Origin of the sequence: Carboxylicivirga taeanensis (assembly GCF_051851475.1) — a bacterium.
In the GTDB taxonomy this organism is placed as follows: domain Bacteria; phylum Bacteroidota; class Bacteroidia; order Bacteroidales; family Marinilabiliaceae; genus Carboxylicivirga; species Carboxylicivirga taeanensis.
Genome location: NZ_JBPUSJ010000004.1, coordinates 127,509 through 150,170 on the forward strand (window position 1 = coordinate 127,509; position 22,662 = coordinate 150,170).

Here is a 22,662-nt window from a genome sequence, read left to right on the forward strand (position 1 = left end):
GAAGAGTTATGCTGGATAGAATAATTAAATTTTCACTCCACAATAAGCTAATTGTTTTATTGGGAGCAACGATATTAATGCTGGGCGGTTTATATACGGCCAATAATATGGATGTGGATGTGTTTCCAGATCTTACGGCCCCAACTGTGGTGGTAATGACGGATGCACATGGCATGGCCGCCGAAGAGGTGGAGCGCCTGGTAACCTTTCCAATTGAAACGGCAGTGAATGGAGCCACCGATGTGCGGCGGGTACGCTCTGCCAGTTCGCACGGTTTTTCTTTTGTGTGGGTTGAATTTGATTGGGGCACGGATGTGTTTTTGGCCCGGCAAATTGTAAGTGAAAAACTGGTGACCTTGGCCGGACAATTGCCGCTGGGCATCGGACAACCCATTTTAGCCCCACAGTCAAGTGTGATGGGTGAGATATTGTTTATCGGATTACAATCCGACAGTACGGATATGATGACCTTGCGTACCATTGCTGACTGGCAGGTTAAACCACTGCTGCTTGCTACCGGCGGCGTATCACAGGTCACGATTATTGGCGGAGATTATAAGCAATATAAAGTACTGGCCGATCCCCACAAGATGATGCACTACAAGGTTAAGCTGGAGGAGTTGGCCGATGTTTGCCGGGGCCTGAGTGAGAACAGTACAGGTGGCGTTATTCGCGAGTATGGAAACGAGTATGTGGTACGTGGTATTGGCCGCAGTGCTGATCTGGATGTATTGGGCAATGCACTTATCCGCCAAAACAACGGACAAGCAGTGTATGTTAGCGATGTTGCAGATGTGGTAGTTGAGCCGGCAGTGAAGATGGGCTATGCCTCGCAAAATGCAACACCTGCAGTTATCATATCAATTTCGAAACAGCCAAATACGAATACACTGGAACTGACACAACGAATTGAGGCCAATTTAAATGCACTGGCCGAAACACTGCCCGAAGATGTAAAACTGGATACCAAAATATTCCGTCAGGCCGATTTTATTGAAACATCGGTCAATAATGTGCAGCGGGCGCTGATCGAGGGAGGTTTATTTGTAGTAATTATCCTCTTTTTGTTCTTGGGCAGTTTTCGTACAACCGTAATATCGCTTCTGGCCATTCCACTGTCATTATTGGGAGCCGTCATTACCCTTAAATATCTGAACCTGAATATTAATACAATGAGTCTTGGCGGAATGGCGATTGCTATTGGTTCACTGGTCGACGATGCCATTATTGACGTTGAGAATGTGTATAAGCGACTGCGACAGAATCACCAGCGGCCAAAAGAGGAACGGTTGTCAACGCTGACTATAGTTTATGAAGCTTCCCGAGAGATAAGGGCGTCCATCTTAAATGCAACCCTCATTATTATGGTGGCCTTTGTGCCTTTATTCTTCTTATCAGGCATGGAAGGGCGCATGTTACGACCATTGGGTATTGCGTACATCGTTTCCTTGTTCATGTCGCTCATTATTGCAATGACCATTACGCCTTTGCTCTGTCGAATGCTTTTGACAGGAGATACCTACTTGGATCGTAAGGAAAAAGACAGCCGACTAATTCGAACTTTGCAAAATGGCTATCAGAAAACCTTGCGCTGGGCCTTGCGTCATAAAACAGGTTTCCTAGCAGCTTCATTATTTCTGTTTATAGTTGCAATGGGAGTGCTTGGTTCCATGGGACGCAGTTTTTTACCGGAGTTTAACGAGGGAGCATTAACAATTTCGGCGGTGAGTCAACCCGGTGTTTCACTGGAAGAGAGCAACCGGCTGGGGAATCTCATTGAAAACGAGTTGTTGGCGATACCTGAAGTGACCAGTACGGCGCGCCGAACAGGGCGGGGAGAGCTGGATGAACACTCACAGACGACTAACAGTGCGGAGATTGATGTCAACTTTGTGGTTGGTGAGCGGGGGCAAGAGGCCTTTATGGCAGATGTGAGGCATAAACTGGCTAATATTCCTGGTGTGGCCACTACTGTGGGCCAACCCTTGGGGCATCGCATTGATCATATGCTATCGGGGACAAGGGCTAATATTGCCATAAAAATATTCGGGCAGGATTTGAATCAGCTGTTTGTGTTGGGCAATCAACTTAAAGCGGCTATCAGCCATGTGGATGGGTTGGTGGATGTAAATGTGGAGCAGCAGACAGAAGTGCCACAGATACAGGTGATAACCGACCGTGGTAAGCTGGCGATGTATGGCATCACCTTGAACGAATTCAATGCATTTATTGAGAGGGCTTTTGCTGGCGAGAAACTGGCTGATATTTATGAAGGACAGCGTAGTTTCGATCTGTTATTGCGCTTCAACCACGACTATACCAACTCGCTGGAGGGGCTTAAGAAGGCATTGATTGACACAGAAGATGACAAAAAAGTGCCCCTTGAAGAAGTTGCCCACATTCGTTCGACTGCTGGCCCTGGCATTATTACCAGGGAGAATGTGCAGCGAAAACTGGTGGTTTCGGCTAATGTGGCAGAGCGCGATTTAAGGAGTGTGGTGAATGAAGTTCGTAAGGTGGTAAAGCAGGACCTTAGCCTGCCCGATGGCTACCGGATTGAATATGGAGGGCAGTTTGAGAGTGAAGCAAAAGCCTCGCAAACGCTGCTGTTCACTTCCCTGGTGGCTATCTGTATCATTTTTATGCTGCTGTATCAGGAGTTTAAAAATATGCAGCTGGCCGGTATCATTCTTTTAAATTTGCCCTTGGCTCTAATAGGGGGTGTATTTGCTATTCAAGTAACATCAGGCATCATTAGTATACCGGCCATTATCGGCTTTATTACCTTGTTTGGTATTGCCACGCGCAATGGGATTCTATTGATATCCAATTATCAGCAAATGGAAGGGGAAAAGCAGGGATTAACCGATAGGGTGGTGCATGGATCGGTAGACCGGTTAAACCCAATATTGATGACGGCTCTGACAGCTGCTTTGGCCCTGATTCCCCTGGCATTGAATGGCGATCAGCCCGGCAACGAAATACAGAGTCCGATGGCCCAAGTGATTCTCGGAGGTTTATTGACTTCAACTCTGCTAAATATGTACGTTATCCCAATTGTGTACTATTTGTTTCAGAAAAGAAAACAAGCTAGTGTTAAGAAAGGAGAGCAGCAATGAAACGACTGACAATATTAGGTGTACTAATGATGGCCATTAATGTGGCTGGACAAAACAGCATTCCGCAAATACTCGAGGCGATTGAAACTAATAATCTGATGTTAAAATCGTTGAGAGCTCAAGCAGATGCCCAAATCATGGCTAATAAAACAGGTTTAAATCCTGCTAACCCAGAGGTGGAGTACTCTTATCAATGGGGAAATACCAGTGAGTTGGGCAATAAGCAGGAGTTTCACATCCGTCAGAGCTTCGATTTTCCTAGTGCATATCGGTACCGCAAAATGATGCATGAGCACCAGAATGAGCAGGCCGAACGACAGTATTTACATGCCTATAATCAGGTGATGCTTTCGGCACAGCAGATAATCTACCGCTTGATAGCGCACAACATTCTTCAGGCTGAATATCAAAAACGATTAGGACATGCTGAACAGATTGCAGCAGCCTATCATACCAAGTTTGACGAAGGAGCTGCAAATATTCTGGAACGTAATAAGGCCGATATTAATCTGCTAAATGCGCGCAATGCTTTGGCTCAAATACAGTCGGAGAAGCAATTGCTGGAGGAGCAGCTGGTGCAAATTAATGGCGGTAATTCGTTAGAGTTAAATTCGAAAGAATGGCCATTGGATCAACTGCCATTGAGTTATGATGACTGGTTCAATGCCAATGCAGATATCATTCCGGAGTTGGCCAGTCTGCAAGAAGGCGTTGAAGCCAATCGTTACAATGAGAAGCTAAACAAAGCGCTGTCGTTGCCAAAAATTACTGGTGGCTATAGTGCAGAAACAGGTGCTGTAGATAAATTCAAGGGGTTTAGTGTGGGAATAAGCATTCCGTTATGGGAAAATAAAAATACCGTAAAGCAGGCCAAGTTAAGTACCCTGGCAATTGAAAGTCAAATGGCCGGCACCCGTTTGCAGCTGTATCATGGCTTGAAAGCATTGTATCTGAAAGCTAATAATATGCAAACAGTGGCGAATGATTACCGTCGCTCACTTTCAACTTTGAATAATACTGACCTGCTGCAAATGGCCCTTGATGCTGGCGAAATCAATATTCTTGAGTACATGATGGAGGTAGGTATTTACTACGAAGCCATAGAAAATGCGCTCAATGCAGAGCTGGAATACCACCTGAGTGTGGCTCAACTGAAGGCATTTCATTTGAACTGATCGGGCTCTTGGAGAAAATCGTTCCTGCAAGTTAAAACTTAGCAGGAGCGATTTTTTATTTGGTTTGTAATCGGCTAACCGCCTGATTTTTTGACTTTATAGCCATCTTTTCCAAGCAGTTCAACCACTTTATCTCTAAAGTCTCCCTGAATTAATATTTCTCCATCTTTTGTGGAACCGCCTACGCCACACTTGCTTTTTAGCTGCTTACCCAAGTTTTTCAGGTCATCGTCAGAGCCAATAAACCCGGTAATGAGTGTGACTTTTTTCCCACCTCGCTGTTTTTTATCCAGCATCACTCTTAAATCCTGTTGTTGGGGAGGTAGTGTTTCTTCCTTCTCATCTGCCTCATATTGGTATTCAAAATCCTGATTGGTTGAAAAAACAACCCCATCCAGGTTTTTCCACTTTTTTTTCTTTGCCATCTTTGTACTGTGTTTTTACAAATGTAATAACAAAGTAAAAAAATGCGAGAATACGCATCAATCAATCTTAGGCAAAGCTTATGACTAAATTAAAAGATATAAAAGTAATTGCGTTTGACGCAGATGATACCTTGTGGGAGAATGAGACTTTTTTCAGAGAGGCCGAACGGCAATTTGCCAAATTGATACACGTGTATGCCCCGGAAGAAGAGGTTTACAGGATGTTGTACGACGTGGAGCTCGCCAATATGCCTGTTTATGGTTACGGCATTAAAGGCTTCATTCTATCCTTAATTGAAACGGCACACTTGCTATCGGGGTATAAAATAACGGCCCGAGAAACCAACGAGTTGCTGGAGCTTGCAAAAGACATGCTCAATAAACCGGTGGTGCTGCTCGATGGAGTGGAAGATGTATTAAAGCAATTGCAAGGGCATTATAAGTTGATTGTGGCGACCAAAGGAGATTTGCTCGATCAAGAGCGAAAGCTCAAAACATCTGGATTGTTAAAGTACTTCCACCATATAGAAGTGATGAGTGACAAGAACACTGCCGCCTACCAATCATTAATAGGCCACCTCGATGTGGAACCGGCAGAAGTATTAATGGTGGGCAATTCGCTCAAGTCGGATGTACTGCCGGTGCTGGATTGTGGTGGCTGGAGTGTTCACATTCCATTTCATACTACCTGGCACCATGAGTTAGTGACCGATGAAGTGGTCTCCGACCGATTTTTCGAATTAACCAGCATCAGCGAACTGCCTGCCTTGGTTTTATAAACTTTGTTAAATTACCCGTAAGAAAAGAACAAAAGGTGCTGAGCATTGGTTTAGCACTAAAAATTTATCAATATGCAAGCCTTAACATTAACAACGCCGGCATTGCTGTTTTCAGCAGTGTCCTTAATCTTATTAGCCTATACCAATCGGTTTTTGGGGTATGCCAGTCTGGTGCGCCAACTGTATGAAAAGCTTAAAATCAATCAGGATGAAGTGCTGCTGGGGCAGATTATGAACCTCCGGAAGCGTTTATACCTGATTAAAAACATGCAATTGCTTGGTGTGGCCAGCCTCATGTTTTGTGTTTTATCCATGTTCCTGATCTACATTGAGGTGTTCGAACCTGCTGCTTACGCCTTTGGTTTAGGCCTGTTACTTTTAATTATTTCACTGCTCTTATCAGGTTGGGAAATAAAAATCTCTGTGCGTGCTTTAGATTTGCATCTGAACGACATGGAGCGACTGGGAGAGAGTCTGGATGAGAAGAAAAGGAATTAAAATTCAGATGGAATTATTAAAAAACTATAATCCAGTCAGATGTAGCTGAGTTTGGCATGTGCTTTGAAATCCGGTTCTCGTAAAAATTAAAATTGATGTGTACTATGAATACTAGAATTATCAATTTAAGCCTTGCAGCTGTATTAGGAATGGCAGCTGTGGCCTGTTCGAGCGACGAAAATGACATGCCGGAACTAACAAATGCAACTCTGGAGCTTCGCACGGCTGACCTTAGTCTTAAGTCTGCAGAAACAATTAGTTTTTCAGAAGCCATCATTCAGGTGGAGGAAGTTGAGTTTGAATCAATCGAGGTGGATGACGACGACATTGAAGTAGATTTTGATGGACCTTTTACAATTGATTTGTTATCTGGTGCCAGTACGCCAGACATTCCTTCTTCTTTCCTGTTTCCGGCTAAGTATGAAGAAGTTGAGTTGGAGCTAAATGACGATGTCTCGCCCAATATGCTGATTAGTGGCATTGTTAGTGTAGATGAGTCGACAACGATACCCTTTGTATTTAAGTGTGATGAAGAGATAGAATTTGAAGCGGAAGCAGAAGAGGACGGGCAAGCTTATTTGTTTGAAGTGATTGAAGGAACGGCCGTTGATATTGTTATGGAATTTCCATTAACACAATGGTTTGAGGGCATTGATTTTGTATCAGGAAGCCTGAATGATGACAATACCTTAGTATTGAGCAAGAGTGAAAATGGGGTTTTGTATAACCAAGTCATCCAGAATATTGAGCAATCAAAACTAATGGTGTCAACCAAATAACTTTGAATATTAGTAAAAGAAAATGCCACAGCTCAATACGAACTGTGGCATTTTTATATTGTCAATCATCCAGATTGGATGATTATGATTGCTTTGCAAAAAACTTGTAGGACAATAGCTTATAATATAGTTTAGCCACCAGGAAATCGGGGGCATGCAAGCCGTCAATAGGTGCAAACTCAACAATGTCAAAACCAACCACATTTTTGCGTTCAAAAACTTTTTTGAGGTAGCGCATGGTTGTATCCCATGTTAAGCCGCCTGGCTCAGGTGTACCTGTCGATGGCATTATTGACGGGTCAAAAACATCTAAGTCGATGGTAAGGTACACTTCATCAGTCATTAAGTCAATACTTTTGTCCATCCACTCCTCGTTGCCATATATTTCCTCTGCAAAGAAGCATTTGTTCTTATCCAGAAATGGTTTTTCAACTACATCCATACTTCGAATACCCACCTGAATGAGGTTCGTATTTTGAGAGGCCTTATGCAAGGCACAGGCATGGTTGCAGGCACTGCCCATGTACGACGGACGCAGGTCCGAATGGGCATCTAGCTGGAGTACAGTGAGGTTGTTGTAACGCTCTCTGTAGGCTTCAATAGTCCCGATACTCACGGAATGCTCGCCTCCAAAAAAAGTAAGAAACTTATTGAGGTTTAATAAATCCCGTGTTTTAGCAAGAACAGCCTCATAGACATGTTCAGGCGAACGGTTTTCGTCAATGGCCGGCAGTATATGGATGCCTTTTTGATATACCTCCGAGTCTGTTTCAATATCATAGAACTCCAGGTTGGGAGTGGTATCCATAAATACTTCAAAACCTTTGTCAGCGCCTTTGCCCCAGGTGCTGGTGCCATCATACGGAATGGATTGAAGCAGTATTTCAGCCTCTTCCAATTCGATGTATTTATCATCTATGTCGCCAAAAATTCTATTCATCTTCCAGGTAGCCTAATATATCCAACATTTCGCGTACAGATTGTTCGTCGCGATAAACCGTATCTACAATATTTCCTGTATCGTCGCGATCCACTATCACGTGCTTGGGTGCAGGTATCAGGCAGTGTTTAATACCGCCATAACCGCTCACCGAGTCCTGATAGGCACCAGTGTGGAAGAATCCCAGATAGAGCGGCTCTTCGTCGCTATCTTTATAACTTGGCAGCAATACTTCCTGGTTAAAGTCTTCGGAGTTATAGTAGTCGGAGTGATCGCAGCTAATACCACCAATATTCACCCGTCCATACTCATTATTCCACTTGTTGATGGGCAGCAAAATAAATTTTTCCTGAATCGACCAGGCATCCGGAATAGTGTTCATCAAACTGTTATTGATGATGTACCAGTTTTCCGTATCATTTTGCTGCTTCTGTTCCAGCACTTCAAAAATAATGGCGCCTGCTTCACCAACGGTGTACTTTCCAAACTCGGTGAAAATATCGGGTTCCATCACATTTTCTTTGGTACAGGCTGTTTTAATGTTCGAGATGATTTCGTGAATCATGTACTCGTAGTTGTACTCAAAGCCTAAATGGTTGCGAATAGGAAAGCCACCACCTAAGTTAAATGCCTCCAGTTCGTTACATTCCTTTTTAAGCTCTACATAAAGCTTAAGGGCTTTTTGAAATTCGCCCCAGTAATAGGGCGTGTCTTTAATACCCGAATCCACAAAAAAGTGAAGCATCTTGAGCTCAACCTTTTCATTGGTTTTAATCTTCTCTTTGAAGAAATCAAGTATTTTATTGTTCTGAATGCCCAAACGAGATGTATAATAGGCCGACTGCGCTTCCTCATTAATGGCCATTCGAAGGCCAATTTTGATTTTTTGCTTCGACTTGATCTTCATTAAACGCTCAAACTCATTGATACTGTCCAGCACAATAATAGAGTTGGTAAAGCCCGCCTCCTGGAGTTTAATGATTTTCTTCAGGTATTCATCTGTTTTATAGCCGTTGTGTACGGTTATAATATCCTTATTGATTTTACCTTTTTTATGCAGATAACGTACCAGATCAATGTCGAACGAAGATGACGTTTCGATGTTAACATTGTGTTTTAAGGCTTCGTTAATCACATGGTGAAAGTGGTTGCACTTCGTGCAATAGCAAAAATGGTATTTGCCTTTATAGGCATTGTTTTTAATAGCACGATTAAACAGGTTGCGTGCCTTTTTGATTTGGTCACCAATTTTTGGCAGATAAATAAACCGGAAGGGGGTACCATACTTATCAATTAGGTATTTTAGTGAAACACCATGAAAAGTGAGATAATCATTCTTAAGGTCGAAGCCCTCCTGAGGAAAGTAAAAACTTTGCTCAATCAAATCAAAATACGTGTTCTTCATTTAGGTAATCCCAAGTAGTATTCGTTTATAATAATCGCAACAAATTTATTTAAAATAGTAGTATTTTACAGCATAGAAAAGATAAATGTCACAAATGTTTAGCGACTTTGTCGAATTTGTCTGCAGATAAACGTTCGCCTAAAGTTTTTCTGAATATTTTATTCTTTCAAACGTGTTTGTATATAGGGGATTATGGAAATACTTTTACAAATTTGACAGTTTATGCTGTAAACCCAAATGTGCGGTGTCTTCAATAAAAAAAGGGAGATGCAATTCCCCCTTTTTTAATAAATAGATATGCTATTGACCTATCTGATGAGATAGCTTACGTATGGAGGTTGATTAGAACCTCAAAAATTCAAACTAATAGGCTGATGTTTCTAGTTAAATGGCGTTGTTTTCCAGAAAATGCTCACCTTTGGCGGACATCCTGCTTTTTCAGCATCAGCGATGCATTCTTTCTTTTTAAGAAACCCTTCTTTTGCTACCTCAAATGCGTCGTTATCTTCAATTGATGATTTTTTCCATTTGAAATGATTGGTTTCATCCTGAAATAACTCCCAGCAAAAGCCATCAAAATTTCTTTTAAGTGACATGATTATTAATTATTGACAATGAATTCAAACATAGGTGTGAATTCTTCACCTTTAAAATTTTATCGTGACACAATGTCTGCTTGTTTGACTTTGTACAAATGTACTACATAAAACCATCGAATAAAAATACTGTTAATAACAAACAGTTTCTTTTGTTATATAACTAACTAAAAAATAAAATACTAAACATTGTATGGCAACAGATTACTATAAAATGCGTAAAAAAATATGTTAATAAATTTAAGAAATATTGCCTATTATTACTCAATTTTAACTAATTGCCTAAAAAACAGTAGACTTACATTAAATGGTCGAGCGCTGTTGTTGTCGAGTGGTTCTCGCTTCAGCTAACTTACTGCCGCTCATTGCTGAGCGATTACTTTCCTGAGATTCATTCTTCAATTGTACCAGTAGCAGCTGGTTGAGCAATTTTTCGTGGTGGCATTGTAAATTTGGCGACTGATATCTATATTTGCATGTTCAAACATAGGTACAAATGGAGTTGAAAATTGATCATAATAGTCCGGTGCCCTTGCATGCACAAGTCGAAATATTGCTGCGGCAGATGATTGAGCTGCCGGAATACAAGAACGGGGGCTTGCTTCCGCGCGAAGTGGATTTGGCGAAACGCCTGGGGATTTCGAGAAATACATTAAGACAAGCCACTAATAAGCTCGAGTATGAGGGCCTGCTGATTCGTAAAAAGGGGATTGGTACCAAAGTGGCAGAAAAGAGCATCACTACCAGTCTGGATAACTGGATGAGCTTTACGCAGGAAATGTCGGAGCAGGGCGTTGGCTTTACTAATTACGCTTCAGAAGTAAAATGGGTGAAAGCCGATGCAAAGATTGCGGCCTTTTTTGAGGTTGCTGAGGGGGAGGAGGTGCTTTGCTTAAGTCGCCTAAGAGGCGGACAGGATGGGCCTTTTGTTTATTTTGAGAGTTACTTTCACCCACGTATTAACCTGACGGGCAAGGAAGATTTTTCGCGACCTTTGTACGATATTTTGGAAAATGACTACCATGTTATCCCCACGACATCCAAGGAGCGGATAAAAGCCCGATCGTCTTCCAAAATAACCGCTGGTCGTTTGGCCATTAAGGCAGGCGAACCGGTGTTGGTGCGCGAACGTTTTGTGGCAGACCCGGGCGGACGGCCCATCGAGTATAACATCGGATTTTACAACGCGGAGAAATTTACCTATTCAATTACGATTACTAGATAAGCTGTAACAATGAAAACGAAACGATATGCAATTGGTGTTGATGTGGGTGGTAGCCACATCAGCAGTAGGGTGTTTGATCTTCGGCTAAATAAATTGGTGGAAGATAGTGGCAGGCACCTGGCCATTAACAATGAGGGCAGTAAGCAGGAACTGTTGGATACCTTCGAAGCCCTTATTCAGCCAACTATTCAGAAGTACAAAAATGAGGAATTAGCCGGTGTAGGCATCGCTATGCCCGGGCCTTTTGATTATGACAAAGGCATTGGCTTGTTCTCTGGCGAAAATGCCAAGTATGTTCAGCTAAAAAATGTGGATGTGCGCGGCGAACTAAGCCAGCGGTTAGGTATGGCCCCCACTGATATACGCTTTATAAATGATGCAACAGCCTTTGCAATAGGGGAGTACTTTAGTGGGGAATTGAAGGAGGCACACAATGCCATTGCAATAACGCTTGGGACAGGTTTTGGCGCTGCTTTCTTATCAAATGGCATTCCGGTATTGGTCGACGAGCGGGTGCCAAAAGGTGGTTGCTTATGGTATCTGCCTTTTGAAGAGGGGATTGCTGATGACTATTTTTCAACCCGCGGGCTCATAGCGCGTTTTGAGCGCTTATCGCAACGCAAGGTGGCTGGCGTGAAAGAGATTGCAGATTTGTTTGAGGAAGAACCAGCGGCACAAGAAGTATTTGCTGATTTTGGGAAGCAATTGGCAGTTTTTATGGGGCCTTGGCTTAAACGCTTTGAAGCCGATAAACTGCTCATAGGGGGAAATATATCTAACGCTTTTGGTTTATTTAAAACGCCCCTTGTCAGTCATTTGCACAGTATGGGTGTTCGTACGCTGGTACTTGAATCCCATTTGCTCGAAAATGCTGCCTTTGTCGGAGCCGCTGCATTGCTCAACGATGACTTTTTCACCTCCATTAAAGACCAATTACAACACATGTAGGCCATGGAAAGAGCAAAAACAATTTTACCAATTCTGTTCTCCTTTTTTGTGGTCAGTTTTGTCGACCTGGTGGGTACTGGTGTGGATGAGTTAAAGCAAAGTGCTAACACGCCTGATTATTTATTACAGTTAATCCCATTTGTAGCCTTTATCTGGTTTTTTCTTATATCTGTTCCGGCTGGTATCTGGCAGGCACGTTATGGAAAAAAGAAAGTCCTCAACATGGCTATTCTGGTTACTGCATTTGGCCTATTTGTGCCTGTTTTGGGAAATTCGTTACCTGTTATATTGGGGTCTTTTGCTTTACTTGGCATTGGAAATACCATTATGCAGGTGGCTGCCAATCCGCTTTTAATGAGTGTGGTGCCAGCTGAACGGGCATCTGGCTACCTGAGTCTTTCTCAGTTTATTAAGTCTGTGGGCTCGATGATTGGCCCCTATGTGGCGGCTGTAGTTGGCCCCTTTGTAGCAAGTGCCATTGGTTTTGATGGAGCTGGTAGTTGGCGGTTTGGCCTATATTTGTTCGGTATTGTTGCCCTATTGGCTTGGTTGTGGCTGAGGATGACGCCTATTGAGGAACAAAAAAAAGAAGATTCACAGGTCACCTTTACCTCGTGCTTAGCCCTATTAGGGAACCGATACATTGCACTGATGGTACTTGGCATCTTTGCCATTGTGGGCGTCGATGTGGCCATCAATTCCAATATTGGTACCTTTTTGCAACTCAAAATTGGGGTGGACGGTGAAACAGCCAAATATGGAAAAACTGTTTACTTTTTTGCCAAGATGATCGGTACCCTGCTGGGAGGTATATTACTGATGAGGGGAGAGCCTAAAACTTTCCTAAAGTATTCGGCCTTGTTTGCCATGGTTGTTGTGATGGTGCTCACTTTCGCAGACAATTCTATAGTAGCGTGGCTACTGGTTGGATTAATAAGCCTTGGTGTCGCCAATATTTTTCCACTCATCTATTCCATCACTGTTGGTCACTATCCGCAGCGAAGCGACGAAATATCAGGTTTGATGATGATGGCCATTTCTGGTGGAGCCGTCTTTCCCCTGGTCGTTAGATTAGCTATGGGGATACATTTGAATGGCGGTTTATGGATTATTTTCGGCCTGCTTGCTTTCGTCCTGTTTTTAACACGCGTAAAACCATCGTAACTTGTTATTATTTATGAAAGGAGAAAAAATGCAACCTTTAGTATGTTCAAACATACAGACAAGCGTATCACGACTCATGCTTTTGCTACTTGTCGTGGTCTTTGTGTCGTGCAGTTCACAGAGTGAACCGTATGATCATGTCGATCCGAACATAGGTACGGCACACAGTCGCTGGTTTTTTTACACGCCGGCAGCACAGCCCTTTGGTATGGCGAAGCCTGCCCCTTCTACCAACGGACACTATGGTAATAAGTGGGGCTGGGAAGCTGTGGGTTACGATGATCGGCATGCTTCCATTGAGAGCTTTGTTAATGTGCATGAGTTCCAGATAGGTGGAATTGCCATGATGCCTACCGTTGGGCAGCTGCGGACTCAACCAGGCTTACTGGAAGAGCCGGATGCCGGCTATCGCTCACGTTTTACCAAGGAAAACGAAGTGGCCCAGCCAGGCTATTACAGTGTGGTTCTGGATGATTACGATATTAAAGCCGAGCTGACCTCTACTAAACGGGTGGCTGTTCATCGCTATACCTTTCCTGAGAGTGAGCAGGCGCACATTTTGTTTGATATTGGTCGTCGACAGGGCGAAAGCGGGAAGGTCGTCGATGCCATGGTGCGCAAAGCCGGTACCAACACCATTGAAGGATGGGTGAGAACGGAGCCAGAGTATGTGAAGAAGTACCAAAGTGGCGCTTTCATCGATATTTATTTCTCGGCTGAACTTGACAGAGCCATTGATGAGTATGGCATGTTCCGGGGCGATACGGTTTATGCAGGTGCCGATTTCATTAAGGGTGAAGGAGCCGGGGCCTATGTAACATTCAAAACTGGCGCAAACGAGCAAGTGGAAATACAGGTTGGCTTATCGTACACGTCCATTGACAATGCCCGCCTGAATCGCACTAGTGAAGGGAAACGTTTTAATGATGCCAAAGAGGCCGCCACTCAATTATGGGCCAACGAGCTCAATAAAATTAAGGTGTTGGGCGGTACCGAGGCTGAAAAAACCAAGTTCTACACGGGCTTGTATCATGCTTTGTTGGGGCGCGGTTTAGCAAGTGATGTGAATGGGGCCTACCCTAAGAACGATGGTTCGGTGGGGCAAATTCCCCTGAATACTGCTGGTGTGCCGGAATATAACTTTTACAATACCGATGCTATCTGGGGGGCTTTCTGGAACCTGACGCAGCTTTGGGCATTGGCATGGCCCGAGTATTACAACGACTATGTACAGTCGCACCTGCTGGTTTATGAAGATACCGGCTGGTTGGGTGATGGTCTGGCAAACAGCCGTTATGTATCGGGGGTGGGCACCAACTTTGTGGGACTCATTATTGCAGCGGCCTACAATTGTGGCATCCGTAATTACGATGTGGATTTGGCCCTTGAGGCGGCTCTCAAAAACGAGCTGGAATGGAAGAACCGACCCTTGGGAGCGGGCAAACTCGATGTGGAACAGTTTGTGAAAAATGGGTACATCGCCCATACCGACGATTGGGGGGATATACCCGAAGCCACCGCTTTTTGTGCCTCTCACATGCTGGAGTATTCGTTTAGCGCGCATGCCGTAGCACAAATGGCCAAATCACTGGGCCGGCAAAAAGAATATGAGCAACTGAAAGAGTTGTCATCAGCCTGGGAGTACATTTTTAATGACGAGAGTGGCTTTATTCATCCCAGGGACAGTGTGGGTAACTTCATTTCCGATTTTAAGCCCTTTCAGGCCTGGAGAGGATTTCAGGAAGGCAACTCGTGGCAGTATAGTTTTTACATACCGCATCATGTCAACCAATTGGTGGATAAGATGGGCGAAACTGAGTTTGTGGAACGGCTCGATACCCTTTTTCTCTCGTCGCGTGCCGATAACTTTGGTGGTGGTACCGAAATTGATGCCTTTGCAGGTGTGGAAACCATCTATAACCATGGTAACCAGCCCAGCCTGCACATCTCGTGGCTTTACAATTTCACAGGCCAGCCAGAGAAAACACAGTATTGGACACGCACCATCTGCGATGAGTTTTACGGTACCAATCCGATTCATGGCTATGGCTACGGGCAGGATGAAGACCAGGGACAGCTGGGTGCCTGGTACGTGATGGCATCCATCGGTTTGTTCGATGTGGCTGGTCTAACCAACGAAGAACCAACCATGCAGATTGGTAGTCCGGCTTTTGATGAGGTACGCATCAGCCTAAATTCGGATTATTACCCTGGGAAACAAATCGTGATTAAATCAAAGAATAATGCACCAAGCAATAAATTGCTGCAGTCGGCCAAGCTCAATGGTAATGAGCTTGACAGGTATGAAGTAGCCTTTGAAGAGCTGGTAAATGGTGCCACCATTGAATTAGAAAAAACAACATCAAAAACGTTATACAAAAATGAGAAGTAGACTAATGATTGGCCTCATGGCCCTTGCATTCATGGGCTGTGCAAAAGCTCCAAAAGTGAGTGAAGAGTTAAAAACAGCCATTCAGACGAATGAGAGTTTTCAGTTTGTTAAAACCAAAGCCCTTGAAGTGGTCAAAACAGGTTTCAATGCCGGCGATGGTTATGGAGAGGTGTGGATTCGAGATTACAATACGTTTATCGAACTGTCGGCCGAAGTATATCCTTACGATGAGTTGAAGGAAAACCTGCGTGTCTTCTTCCGTTTGCAGGGTGATGATGGCAATATCCTCGATGGGTTTATTCCACAAAGTAAGGCCGTGCAATCCGAAGGCGGTTACAAATACTATTACAGCGATTTGGAGCCAACCTATTGTGGGCATAAAAACGATGTGGAGACCGATCATGAAACATCATTGGTACAGGCCGTTTACAAGTACGTTATCAAAACAGGTGATACTGCGTTCTTAAAGGAAAAGATTGGTGATAAAACAGTGGCTGAGCGCATGGAATGGTCGATGGAGTTTCTCCTTAACCACCGTTGGAGTAATGAGTATGGCTTGATTTGGGGCGCCACTACCGCCGATTGGGGCGATGTGCAGCAGAGTCATCCCTGGGGCGTTTTCATCGATGAGGATACCAAATTCGCCCTTGATATTTACGACAATGCCATGTTTATCATTGCATTGAATAACATGATGGAGATAGTGCCTGAATCAAAAGCCAAATGGGCACCTGTACGCGACGGGCTGGTAAAAAATACCATGCTTCACCTGTGGGATAAAGAGAATAACAAATTCATCCCGCACGTGTACCTCGATGGTTCACCTTTTCCGGCCGACTTTAACGAGAACGAGATTTACTACCATGGTGGAACAGCCGTTGCCATTGAGGCAGGCTTATTAAGCAAGGAGCAAATCAAACTATCGCTGGATAAAATGATTGCCAATGTCAAAGCTTCGGGTGCCGGCTCCATTGGCTTAACCATGTATCCAACGTATCCTGAAGGATTCTTTGAGAATAAAGGTATGTATCCATATGGCTATCAGAATGGTGGCGACTGGACCTGGTTTGGTGCGCGGATGATACAGCAATTGATCAACTATGGTTTCTATCAGGAAGCCTATGAGCAGCTATTGCCAATGACCGAGCGTGTAGTGAAAAATGATGGCTTTTATGAATGGTACACGAAAGATAATGAGCCAACCGGTTCAGGCACTTTCCGTGGCTCGGCAGGCGTGCTGTATAAAGCAATTGAAATGTTAGAAGAGTTAACACAGAAATAATGAGTAAGATAAGAGAGACAAAGCAGTTTTTGCTGCCATTGCAAAAGGAGAACCTTAACAAAGGTAATTATGACCTGTATCCAACAATGAAATTGGATAAGGGAAGTATACAGACCGGCGTGAGTGACTTAGCTCAACAGCTTGCCCAACATTCCTCAGTCATCATCGATGGTTATGTGGGCGTGTTTTTTGATCGTCTGCAAGATGAGCTCACACAAGAGTTGAAAAAACTCGGTAAGTCGGTAATCTTTATCAATACAGAAGCATTTTTAAAAGCACCAGAAGTAATTGATGAGCTGGTTCATCCTTTTTTAGGAGGTGATGATCCGATTTTTGGGACGCGCACAAGTCTACAACTCATCGACTTTTTTGATACGGAAAAATTTCCGAAAGAACCGCTTGCCGACAAGGAGGATATAACTATTATCATTGGGCCAGGTGCCTCACTGATTGCTCAGGATGGACTGCTGGTTTATGTGGATCTGCCTAAGAATGAGCTGCAGTTCAGAGCCCGTGCTCAAGCGGTAACTAACCTGGGCGCCAGTCGGCCCGAGGGAATCAAAAAGATGTACAAGCACTTCTACTTTGTCGATTGGGTGGTGCTGAATAGTCATAAAGCCGGGTTACTGCCAGCCATTGATGTTGTGATTGACGGGCAACAAATCGATGAACTGGTATGGATGAGCGGCGATAAACTGCGTGAGGGCCTGCACCAAATGGCCAGGAATGTATTTCGCGTGCGTCCGTGGTTTGAACCCGGTGCCTGGGGCGGTCAGTGGATTAAGGATAAAATCAAACAATTGAATCCGGATGTGATTAATTACGCCTGGTCCTTTGAACTGATTGTCCCTGAAAATGGCCTGTTGTTCGAAAGCGAGGGCCTGATGCTGGAGGTATCCTTCGACAGTATCATGTATCACGACTATCAGGCCGTGATGGGACAACATGCCGGGCAGTATAAGTACGAGTTTCCTATTCGCTTCGATTTTCTGGATACCTTCGATGGAGGCAACTTGTCCATTCAATGCCATCCGCAGCTCGATTATATTCAGAAGCACTTTGGCGAAACGATGACGCAGGAAGAAACCTATTACATTCTGGATGCAGGGAAGGACGCCAAGTGCTACCTTGGGTTTCAGGAGGGAATCGACCCTCAGGCTTTTGAGGCCGATTTGAAGAGTAGTTTCGAAAATAAAGAGCCTATCGATATCACCAGGCATGTGCAGGTGCTCGACAGTCATAAGCACGATTTGTTCCTGATTCCTCCTGGCACAATTCATGGCTCTGGTACCGATAATCTGGTGCTGGAAATCAGCACGACGCCTTACATTTTTACCTTTAAAATGTACGACTGGTTGCGCGTGGATTTAGATGGCCAGCCACGACCAATTAACGTGGAGCGCGGCATGGAAAATCTGTGTTTCGACCGCAAAGGCAAATATGTGACCGAGAAGCTGGTGGCTAAGCCTGCTTTATTGGCCGAAGGCGATGACTGGCAACATTACCACCTGGCAACGCATGAAAAGCATAGCTACGATGTGGAGCGTTACCACTTTAACTCAAGCATTAAGATTGATACGGAGAATAAGTGTAATGTATTGTCGCTTGTGGAAGGAAGCAGCATTATTGTGGAAACACAAAACGGCATGCGTCAGCGCTTTAATTATCTCGAAACCTTTGTTATACCAGCTGCTGCCGGTTCATATAAAATCATCAACGAAGGGGGTGATGAGGCCAAGGTAGTAAAAGCCTACATGAAGTAAGGATGAAATGAAGGTGTTAAAGGTTGTTCATTGACAGACCTTGACTGCTGAGCATAAAAACAAGTTTGTTGTGAGGTGAAAGCGTGCCTGTTTGAGAGCTCGACTTTTAGCGATTTAGTCAAACGATGCGTAGTTTTTTTTAGCGAAGCAGTCATAGTCTTGATTTTTAAAAAGCATAGTTATGAAGATATTTGTAATCCTCTCGTTCCTGTCTTTATTGGTCTTTGGGAGTAACGCTCAAACTGTTATCTGGCAGATAGGCGAAGGCAATAGTGCAGGAGCCGATTTTGCTTTGTATCCGGATGGGTATAACGATTACATTGCTAATGATTTTGGTTGGGAAGATACCTACTATTTGGTGGGAACATCCGATGCTAAAACCGATTGGCCATACATCATGCCGGGTATCAGCGACACCTGGGGTGGTACCTGGGGTACGTCGGGGTGGCGCTCCAGTACCCTGACAGTTTTGTTCGGGGTAGATAAGCTGCCCGGAAAAGGCCAATGGACATTGGTGGTAAATTTAATCGACTATAACGCCGAAGACCTGCCCTTGTTCAAGGTTACCATTAATGGTAAGGAGTGGAAATATCAGTTGCCTGCCAAAGCCATCAGTTCAATAGATGAGTTGCCTATAGCGGGAGACGGTTATACAATAGAAATACCCGTAGCTCGTCAATTGTTGCGTACAGGCGGTAACGAAATTAATATGACCACGCTTGAAGGCTCGTGGGTGAAGTACGGGCAAATCCGACTGGAAGGGTCCAAAGGGGTGAAGTTGCGCGCCGATAAAGGCATCCATTTGCGGCAGGTTAATCCGGCTGCTTATGAGGTAGAGCTGGAAGGCAATACTTATCAGCCTTTGCTGGTGGATGTGGAGCATCTCAACGACCTGCCAATGTTCGAAGTACTGGTGGATAACACCCTTATCTTTCAGGAGGTGGTGGAGAAGGGACGCTATGTTTTTGAAGCGCCTATGCCGGCCGTGAGTAAAAAGCAGGTAAGTACCTATTCCATCCGTGCGGATGGGCAGGAAATAGAGTCAGGCAAAGTAGTTCGCCGGCCTCAATCGCTTATTACACCGGCCGAATACGTGGATACCAAGATGGGAACCGGCCACTCGCGCTGGATGATAGCTCCTGGGCCGTGGATGCCTTTCAGCATGGTGAAGCTGAGTCCCGACAACCAGAATGCAGCTTGGCAAGGAGGCTACGAGCCTAATTTTGAATCCATCGGGTGCTTTAGCCATATCCATGAGTGGACACTGGCCGGACTGGGGATGATGCCCACCAACGGACCACTGCAGATTAAGGTAGGTGACGAGCGCGACCCTGACAGTGGCTATCGCTCGCGCATTGATAAAACCACCGAAGAGGCACCCATTGGTTATTATGGCGTTCAACTGACTGATTATAATATCAAAGCGGAGTTAACCTCCACCACACGTTGTGGGTTTCAGCGTTATACGTTTCCTGATAACGATTATTCGCGCGTGCTGATTGATTTGCACATACCGGCCGAATATTGGTACCAGAACCTGGCAGTGGAATGGAAGCAGGTAAGCGATTACCGCATCGAGGGCTTTAGTCATCAGCTGACAGAAAACACCTGGGCAGGCGGTATCGATCAGGAGTACACCATTTTCTTTGTGATTGAGTTTGATCAGCCCATCGCTAAGATGGGTGGCTGGATTAACGATGAGGTGCTGGATGTCAATAGTATGAGCTATGAGCGACCTGATGAGGCCGGCTGTTTTGTGGAGTTTGACACACAAGATAACAAGCAGGTGCAGGCACGCACTGGCATCTCTTATGTGAGTATTGCCAATGCAGCCGAAAATCTGCAGACCGAAATCACTAAGCCGTTCGGCTGGGATTTTGAAGCTGTGCGCAACAATCATGTGCAGGAATGGAACAAGCTGCTGAATCGCGTCACCATATCCACCTCCAACAGCATGGAGAAGATGCGCTTTTACAACAGTATGTATCGCTCGTTGTGCAGCCGTAACACCTACAGTGATGTGAATGGCCAGTGGCGCGATGCCGATGAGAATATCTGTCAGCTGGATGATCCCTCATCGCCGGCATTGGGCTGTGATGCCTTTTGGAACACTTTCTGGAACCTTAACCAGTTTTGGAACCTGGTGACGCCGGAGTGGAGCAACCGCTGGGTGAAATCGCAGCTGGCCATGTACGATGCCGGTGGCTGGCTGGCCAAAGGACCGGCAGGGATGGAGTACATTCCGGTGATGGTAGCTGAGCATGAGATCCCCATGATTGTGGGGGCCTATCAGATGGGCATACGTGATTATGATGTGGAGAAGGCCTATGAAGCCGTGAAGAAGATGCAGACCACACCGGGGCAGGAGGTAGGCGGTGGCTATGCCGGCAACCGCGACCTGGTGACTTACCTTGAGCACGGCTACGTGCCTTACGATGAGGGACGTTTCTCTAACTCGCTGGAGTATGCCTACGACGACTGGACCGTGTCGCAGCTGGCCAAGGCATTGGGTAAAGAAGCCGATTACCAATACTTTTTTGAGCGGGGGAATAACTGGCGAAATGTGATTGATCAGGAATTGGGCTATGCGCGTATGCGCGATGCCAAAGGCAATTGGAAGGACGATTTTGATCCGTATAAATCGGGTGCCAACCACCATTATGTGGAAGGCAATGCCTGGCAGCTCACCTATTTTGTGCCGCAGGATGTGCCTGCACTGGCCGAAATGATTGGTCAGGATCGCTTTATTGAGCGCCTGAATTGGGGCTTCGAAGAGAGTGATAAAACACGCTACAATGGCATTAACGACCAATATTGGGATTATCCGGTGGTGCAGGGCAACCAGCAGTCGATGCATTTTGCCTTTCTGTTTAACTGGGTGGGCCAACCCTGGCTAACACAAAAATGGAGCCGCGCCATTATGGATCGATACTATGGCTATGGCGTATCAAATGCCTATTTGGGCGACGAAGATCAGGGGCAGATGAGCGCCTGGTTTGTGATGGCGGCCATGGGACTGTTCCAAACCGATGGAGGTTGCAGTATTGACCCCGTGTACGAAATTGCCAGCCCCTTGTACGAGAAGGTGGTGATTGACCTGGGCGGTCGATACGGCCGTGGTAATACCTTTACAATTGAGGCCAAAAATGCCTCGCGATTGAATAAATACGTGCAGTCGGCTAAGTTGAACGGCGAAGTATTGAACGATTTCAAATTTCCTGCCGCTGAACTGCTGAAAGGCGGTAAGCTGGAGTTGGAAATGGACTCTGAGCCACGTTTTAATCGCTCTTTATAAATACGTAATAAATATAAAGCAAAGGCTGCCAGCGATGTTGCCTGGCAGCCTTTGAATTTTTTAACATGTCGGGCTTCTTACTTAAAATAGCCCTTAAAATGACGGTCTAAATGCTTACGCATGGCATTTCGAAATTTATTGGGACTTCCTTCCTTAAGTATCTTCACTAAATCCTGATGCGACACCCATTTGGAATCATGATCAGGACTTTTTACCAATCCTGAATCATAAACGTACCTGAAGGCGGGTAAAAGGATGGTCTGGAAGTCCATTAGAGTTTGGTTGCCCGAAATCTGGTACAGTTTACCATGAAATTTCACTTCGTGGTCAATGTCAAACAATACATCTTTTGAAGATTCAGGCTCTAAGGCCACAATTTCTTCCAATTCTTGAATGTACTCAGGTGTGGCTCGCCTAAAAATTAGATCGCTCATCCCTATTTCTATAACCAGTCTGAGCTCAAAAATATCTTTTAAGGTGGCACTGTCAAGGATATTTGGGATAAGGCTTTTCTTCAATAAAAAAAGCAGGTCAGGGCTCTTAATAGTGGAGCCTTTTCGCTTGGTAGACTCAATTAAGCCAATGGTCTTCAGTCTGTTGAGCGCTTCGCGAATGACTGTTCTCGAAACACCCAGCATTTCGGTGAGTTCCAATTCTTTTGGAATTTGATCGCCCGGATTTAATTCTTCCGAAATTAAAAGGTCTATCAGTGTTTGTTCAACTTTATCTACAAGACTGCTGGAGTCCACTGCAGCGATATTAAGTGTGTTGTTCTTGTTTTTGTCCGACATCATGTGGTCTAAATCTTATTGCACAAATTTTAACAAAAATTTTTGAAAAAAAAATTAAATCTTCTACATTTGAACCGGGATTATGT

General features: G+C 44.7%; 17 protein-coding genes. 12 read left to right on the forward strand and 5 right to left on the reverse strand.

Annotated features, from left to right (window positions below; translation table 11 throughout):
- Positions 1 to 8 precede the first annotated feature (8 nt).
- Positions 9 to 3,119 (forward strand): efflux RND transporter permease subunit, encoded by a 3,111-nt coding sequence (locus ACSX1H_RS07865; RefSeq protein WP_439183297.1) that lies wholly within the window; start codon positions 9 to 11, stop codon positions 3,117 to 3,119.
- Complete coding sequence (locus tag ACSX1H_RS07870; RefSeq protein WP_439183298.1) at positions 3,116 to 4,294, forward strand: TolC family protein; 1,179 nt, start codon at positions 3,116 to 3,118, stop codon at positions 4,292 to 4,294. The genes ACSX1H_RS07865 and ACSX1H_RS07870 overlap by 4 nt, the downstream gene beginning before the upstream one ends.
- Before the next feature lie 74 nt (positions 4,295 to 4,368).
- Here ACSX1H_RS07870 and ACSX1H_RS07875 read toward each other — a convergent pair whose 3' ends face one another.
- The gene (locus ACSX1H_RS07875; RefSeq protein WP_439183299.1) at positions 4,369 to 4,719 is read right to left on the reverse strand and encodes a translation initiation factor; all 351 of its coding nucleotides are present in this window, start codon (positions 4,717 to 4,719) and stop codon (positions 4,369 to 4,371) included.
- A gap of 80 nt (positions 4,720 to 4,799) precedes the next feature.
- Between ACSX1H_RS07875 and ACSX1H_RS07880 the strand changes: the two genes are divergently transcribed.
- From ACSX1H_RS07880 to ACSX1H_RS07890, 3 genes are all read left to right on the forward strand, one after another.
- Positions 4,800 to 5,498: an HAD family hydrolase gene (locus tag ACSX1H_RS07880; RefSeq protein ID WP_439183300.1), complete on the forward strand. Its 699-nt coding sequence runs from the start codon at positions 4,800 to 4,802 to the stop codon at positions 5,496 to 5,498.
- Positions 5,499 to 5,570: 72 nt separating this feature from the next.
- On the forward strand, positions 5,571 to 5,996 hold the full coding sequence (locus ACSX1H_RS07885) for a DUF2721 domain-containing protein (RefSeq protein ID WP_439183301.1): 426 nt from the start codon (positions 5,571 to 5,573) through the stop codon (positions 5,994 to 5,996).
- 104 nt (positions 5,997 to 6,100) lie between these two features.
- Positions 6,101 to 6,775, forward strand: coding sequence for a DUF4382 domain-containing protein (locus ACSX1H_RS07890; protein ID WP_439183302.1), 675 nt, complete (start codon positions 6,101 to 6,103; stop codon positions 6,773 to 6,775).
- 82 nt (positions 6,776 to 6,857) lie between these two features.
- Here the strand turns inward: ACSX1H_RS07890 and speB are convergent, their stop codons facing one another.
- The 3 genes from speB to ACSX1H_RS07905 all read right to left on the reverse strand — a co-directional run bounded on the left by speB (position 6,858) and on the right by ACSX1H_RS07905 (position 9,716).
- Positions 6,858 to 7,715 (reverse strand): agmatinase, encoded by an 858-nt coding sequence (speB, locus tag ACSX1H_RS07895; protein WP_439183303.1) that lies wholly within the window; start codon positions 7,713 to 7,715, stop codon positions 6,858 to 6,860.
- Complete coding sequence (locus ACSX1H_RS07900) at positions 7,708 to 9,120, reverse strand: type III PLP-dependent enzyme domain-containing protein (protein WP_439183304.1); 1,413 nt, start codon at positions 9,118 to 9,120, stop codon at positions 7,708 to 7,710. The genes speB and ACSX1H_RS07900 overlap by 8 nt, the downstream gene beginning before the upstream one ends.
- Positions 9,121 to 9,500: 380 nt before the next feature.
- Positions 9,501 to 9,716 (reverse strand): hypothetical protein, encoded by a 216-nt coding sequence (locus ACSX1H_RS07905; RefSeq protein WP_439183305.1) that lies wholly within the window; start codon positions 9,714 to 9,716, stop codon positions 9,501 to 9,503.
- Positions 9,717 to 10,212: 496 nt separating this feature from the next.
- Here ACSX1H_RS07905 and ACSX1H_RS07910 point away from each other — a divergent pair, with 496 nt between their 5' ends.
- From ACSX1H_RS07910 to ACSX1H_RS07940, 7 genes are all read left to right on the forward strand, one after another.
- The gene (locus ACSX1H_RS07910; RefSeq protein ID WP_439183306.1) at positions 10,213 to 10,941 is read left to right on the forward strand and encodes a GntR family transcriptional regulator; all 729 of its coding nucleotides are present in this window, start codon (positions 10,213 to 10,215) and stop codon (positions 10,939 to 10,941) included.
- A gap of 9 nt (positions 10,942 to 10,950) precedes the next feature.
- Positions 10,951 to 11,889 carry an ROK family protein gene (locus ACSX1H_RS07915; protein WP_439183307.1) on the forward strand — a complete coding sequence of 313 codons (939 nt, stop codon included), beginning with the start codon at positions 10,951 to 10,953 and terminating at the stop codon, positions 11,887 to 11,889.
- A 3-nt stretch (positions 11,890 to 11,892) separates the two neighbouring features.
- Positions 11,893 to 13,053 (forward strand): MFS transporter, encoded by a 1,161-nt coding sequence (locus tag ACSX1H_RS07920; RefSeq protein ID WP_439183308.1) that lies wholly within the window; start codon positions 11,893 to 11,895, stop codon positions 13,051 to 13,053.
- Between the two features lie 13 nt (positions 13,054 to 13,066).
- Positions 13,067 to 15,445 carry a GH92 family glycosyl hydrolase gene (locus tag ACSX1H_RS07925; RefSeq protein WP_439183309.1) on the forward strand — a complete coding sequence of 793 codons (2,379 nt, stop codon included), beginning with the start codon at positions 13,067 to 13,069 and terminating at the stop codon, positions 15,443 to 15,445.
- Complete coding sequence (locus tag ACSX1H_RS07930) at positions 15,435 to 16,727, forward strand: GH36-type glycosyl hydrolase domain-containing protein (protein ID WP_439183310.1); 1,293 nt, start codon at positions 15,435 to 15,437, stop codon at positions 16,725 to 16,727. Before ACSX1H_RS07925 ends, ACSX1H_RS07930 begins: the two co-directional genes overlap by 11 nt.
- Entirely contained in the window at positions 16,727 to 18,490 is a 1,764-nt protein-coding gene (locus ACSX1H_RS07935) for a class I mannose-6-phosphate isomerase (RefSeq protein ID WP_439183311.1), read from the forward strand. The genes ACSX1H_RS07930 and ACSX1H_RS07935 overlap by 1 nt, the downstream gene beginning before the upstream one ends.
- A 181-nt stretch (positions 18,491 to 18,671) precedes the next feature.
- Entirely contained in the window at positions 18,672 to 21,785 is a 3,114-nt protein-coding gene (locus ACSX1H_RS07940) for a GH92 family glycosyl hydrolase (protein WP_439183312.1), read from the forward strand.
- Positions 21,786 to 21,862: 77 nt separating this feature from the next.
- On the opposite strand, the gene ACSX1H_RS07945 is transcribed toward ACSX1H_RS07940, so the two are convergent.
- On the reverse strand, positions 21,863 to 22,579 hold the full coding sequence (locus ACSX1H_RS07945; protein ID WP_439183313.1) for a FadR/GntR family transcriptional regulator: 717 nt from the start codon (positions 22,577 to 22,579) through the stop codon (positions 21,863 to 21,865).
- Between the last annotated feature and the right edge of the window lie 83 nt (positions 22,580 to 22,662).

Excerpts from the sequence above, each read along its gene's own strand:
- ACSX1H_RS07865 (WP_439183297.1), top strand. The coding sequence starts at position 9 with ATGCTGGATAGAATAATTAAATTTTCACTCCACAATAAGCTAATTGTT.
- ACSX1H_RS07870 (WP_439183298.1), top strand. The coding sequence starts at position 3,116 with ATGAAACGACTGACAATATTAGGTGTACTAATGATGGCCATTAATGTG.
- ACSX1H_RS07875 (WP_439183299.1), bottom strand. The coding sequence starts at position 4,719 with ATGGCAAAGAAAAAAAAGTGGAAAAACCTGGATGGGGTTGTTTTTTCA.
- ACSX1H_RS07880 (WP_439183300.1), top strand. The coding sequence starts at position 4,800 with ATGACTAAATTAAAAGATATAAAAGTAATTGCGTTTGACGCAGATGAT.
- ACSX1H_RS07885 (WP_439183301.1), top strand. The coding sequence starts at position 5,571 with ATGCAAGCCTTAACATTAACAACGCCGGCATTGCTGTTTTCAGCAGTG.
- ACSX1H_RS07890 (WP_439183302.1), top strand. The coding sequence starts at position 6,101 with ATGAATACTAGAATTATCAATTTAAGCCTTGCAGCTGTATTAGGAATG.
- speB (WP_439183303.1), bottom strand. The coding sequence starts at position 7,715 with ATGAATAGAATTTTTGGCGACATAGATGATAAATACATCGAATTGGAA.
- ACSX1H_RS07900 (WP_439183304.1), bottom strand. The coding sequence starts at position 9,120 with ATGAAGAACACGTATTTTGATTTGATTGAGCAAAGTTTTTACTTTCCT.
- ACSX1H_RS07905 (WP_439183305.1), bottom strand. The coding sequence starts at position 9,716 with ATGTCACTTAAAAGAAATTTTGATGGCTTTTGCTGGGAGTTATTTCAG.
- ACSX1H_RS07910 (WP_439183306.1), top strand. The coding sequence starts at position 10,213 with ATGGAGTTGAAAATTGATCATAATAGTCCGGTGCCCTTGCATGCACAA.
- ACSX1H_RS07915 (WP_439183307.1), top strand. The coding sequence starts at position 10,951 with ATGAAAACGAAACGATATGCAATTGGTGTTGATGTGGGTGGTAGCCAC.
- ACSX1H_RS07920 (WP_439183308.1), top strand. The coding sequence starts at position 11,893 with ATGGAAAGAGCAAAAACAATTTTACCAATTCTGTTCTCCTTTTTTGTG.
- ACSX1H_RS07925 (WP_439183309.1), top strand. The coding sequence starts at position 13,067 with ATGAAAGGAGAAAAAATGCAACCTTTAGTATGTTCAAACATACAGACA.
- ACSX1H_RS07930 (WP_439183310.1), top strand. The coding sequence starts at position 15,435 with ATGAGAAGTAGACTAATGATTGGCCTCATGGCCCTTGCATTCATGGGC.
- ACSX1H_RS07935 (WP_439183311.1), top strand. The coding sequence starts at position 16,727 with ATGAGTAAGATAAGAGAGACAAAGCAGTTTTTGCTGCCATTGCAAAAG.
- ACSX1H_RS07940 (WP_439183312.1), top strand. The coding sequence starts at position 18,672 with ATGAAGATATTTGTAATCCTCTCGTTCCTGTCTTTATTGGTCTTTGGG.
- ACSX1H_RS07945 (WP_439183313.1), bottom strand. The coding sequence starts at position 22,579 with ATGATGTCGGACAAAAACAAGAACAACACACTTAATATCGCTGCAGTG.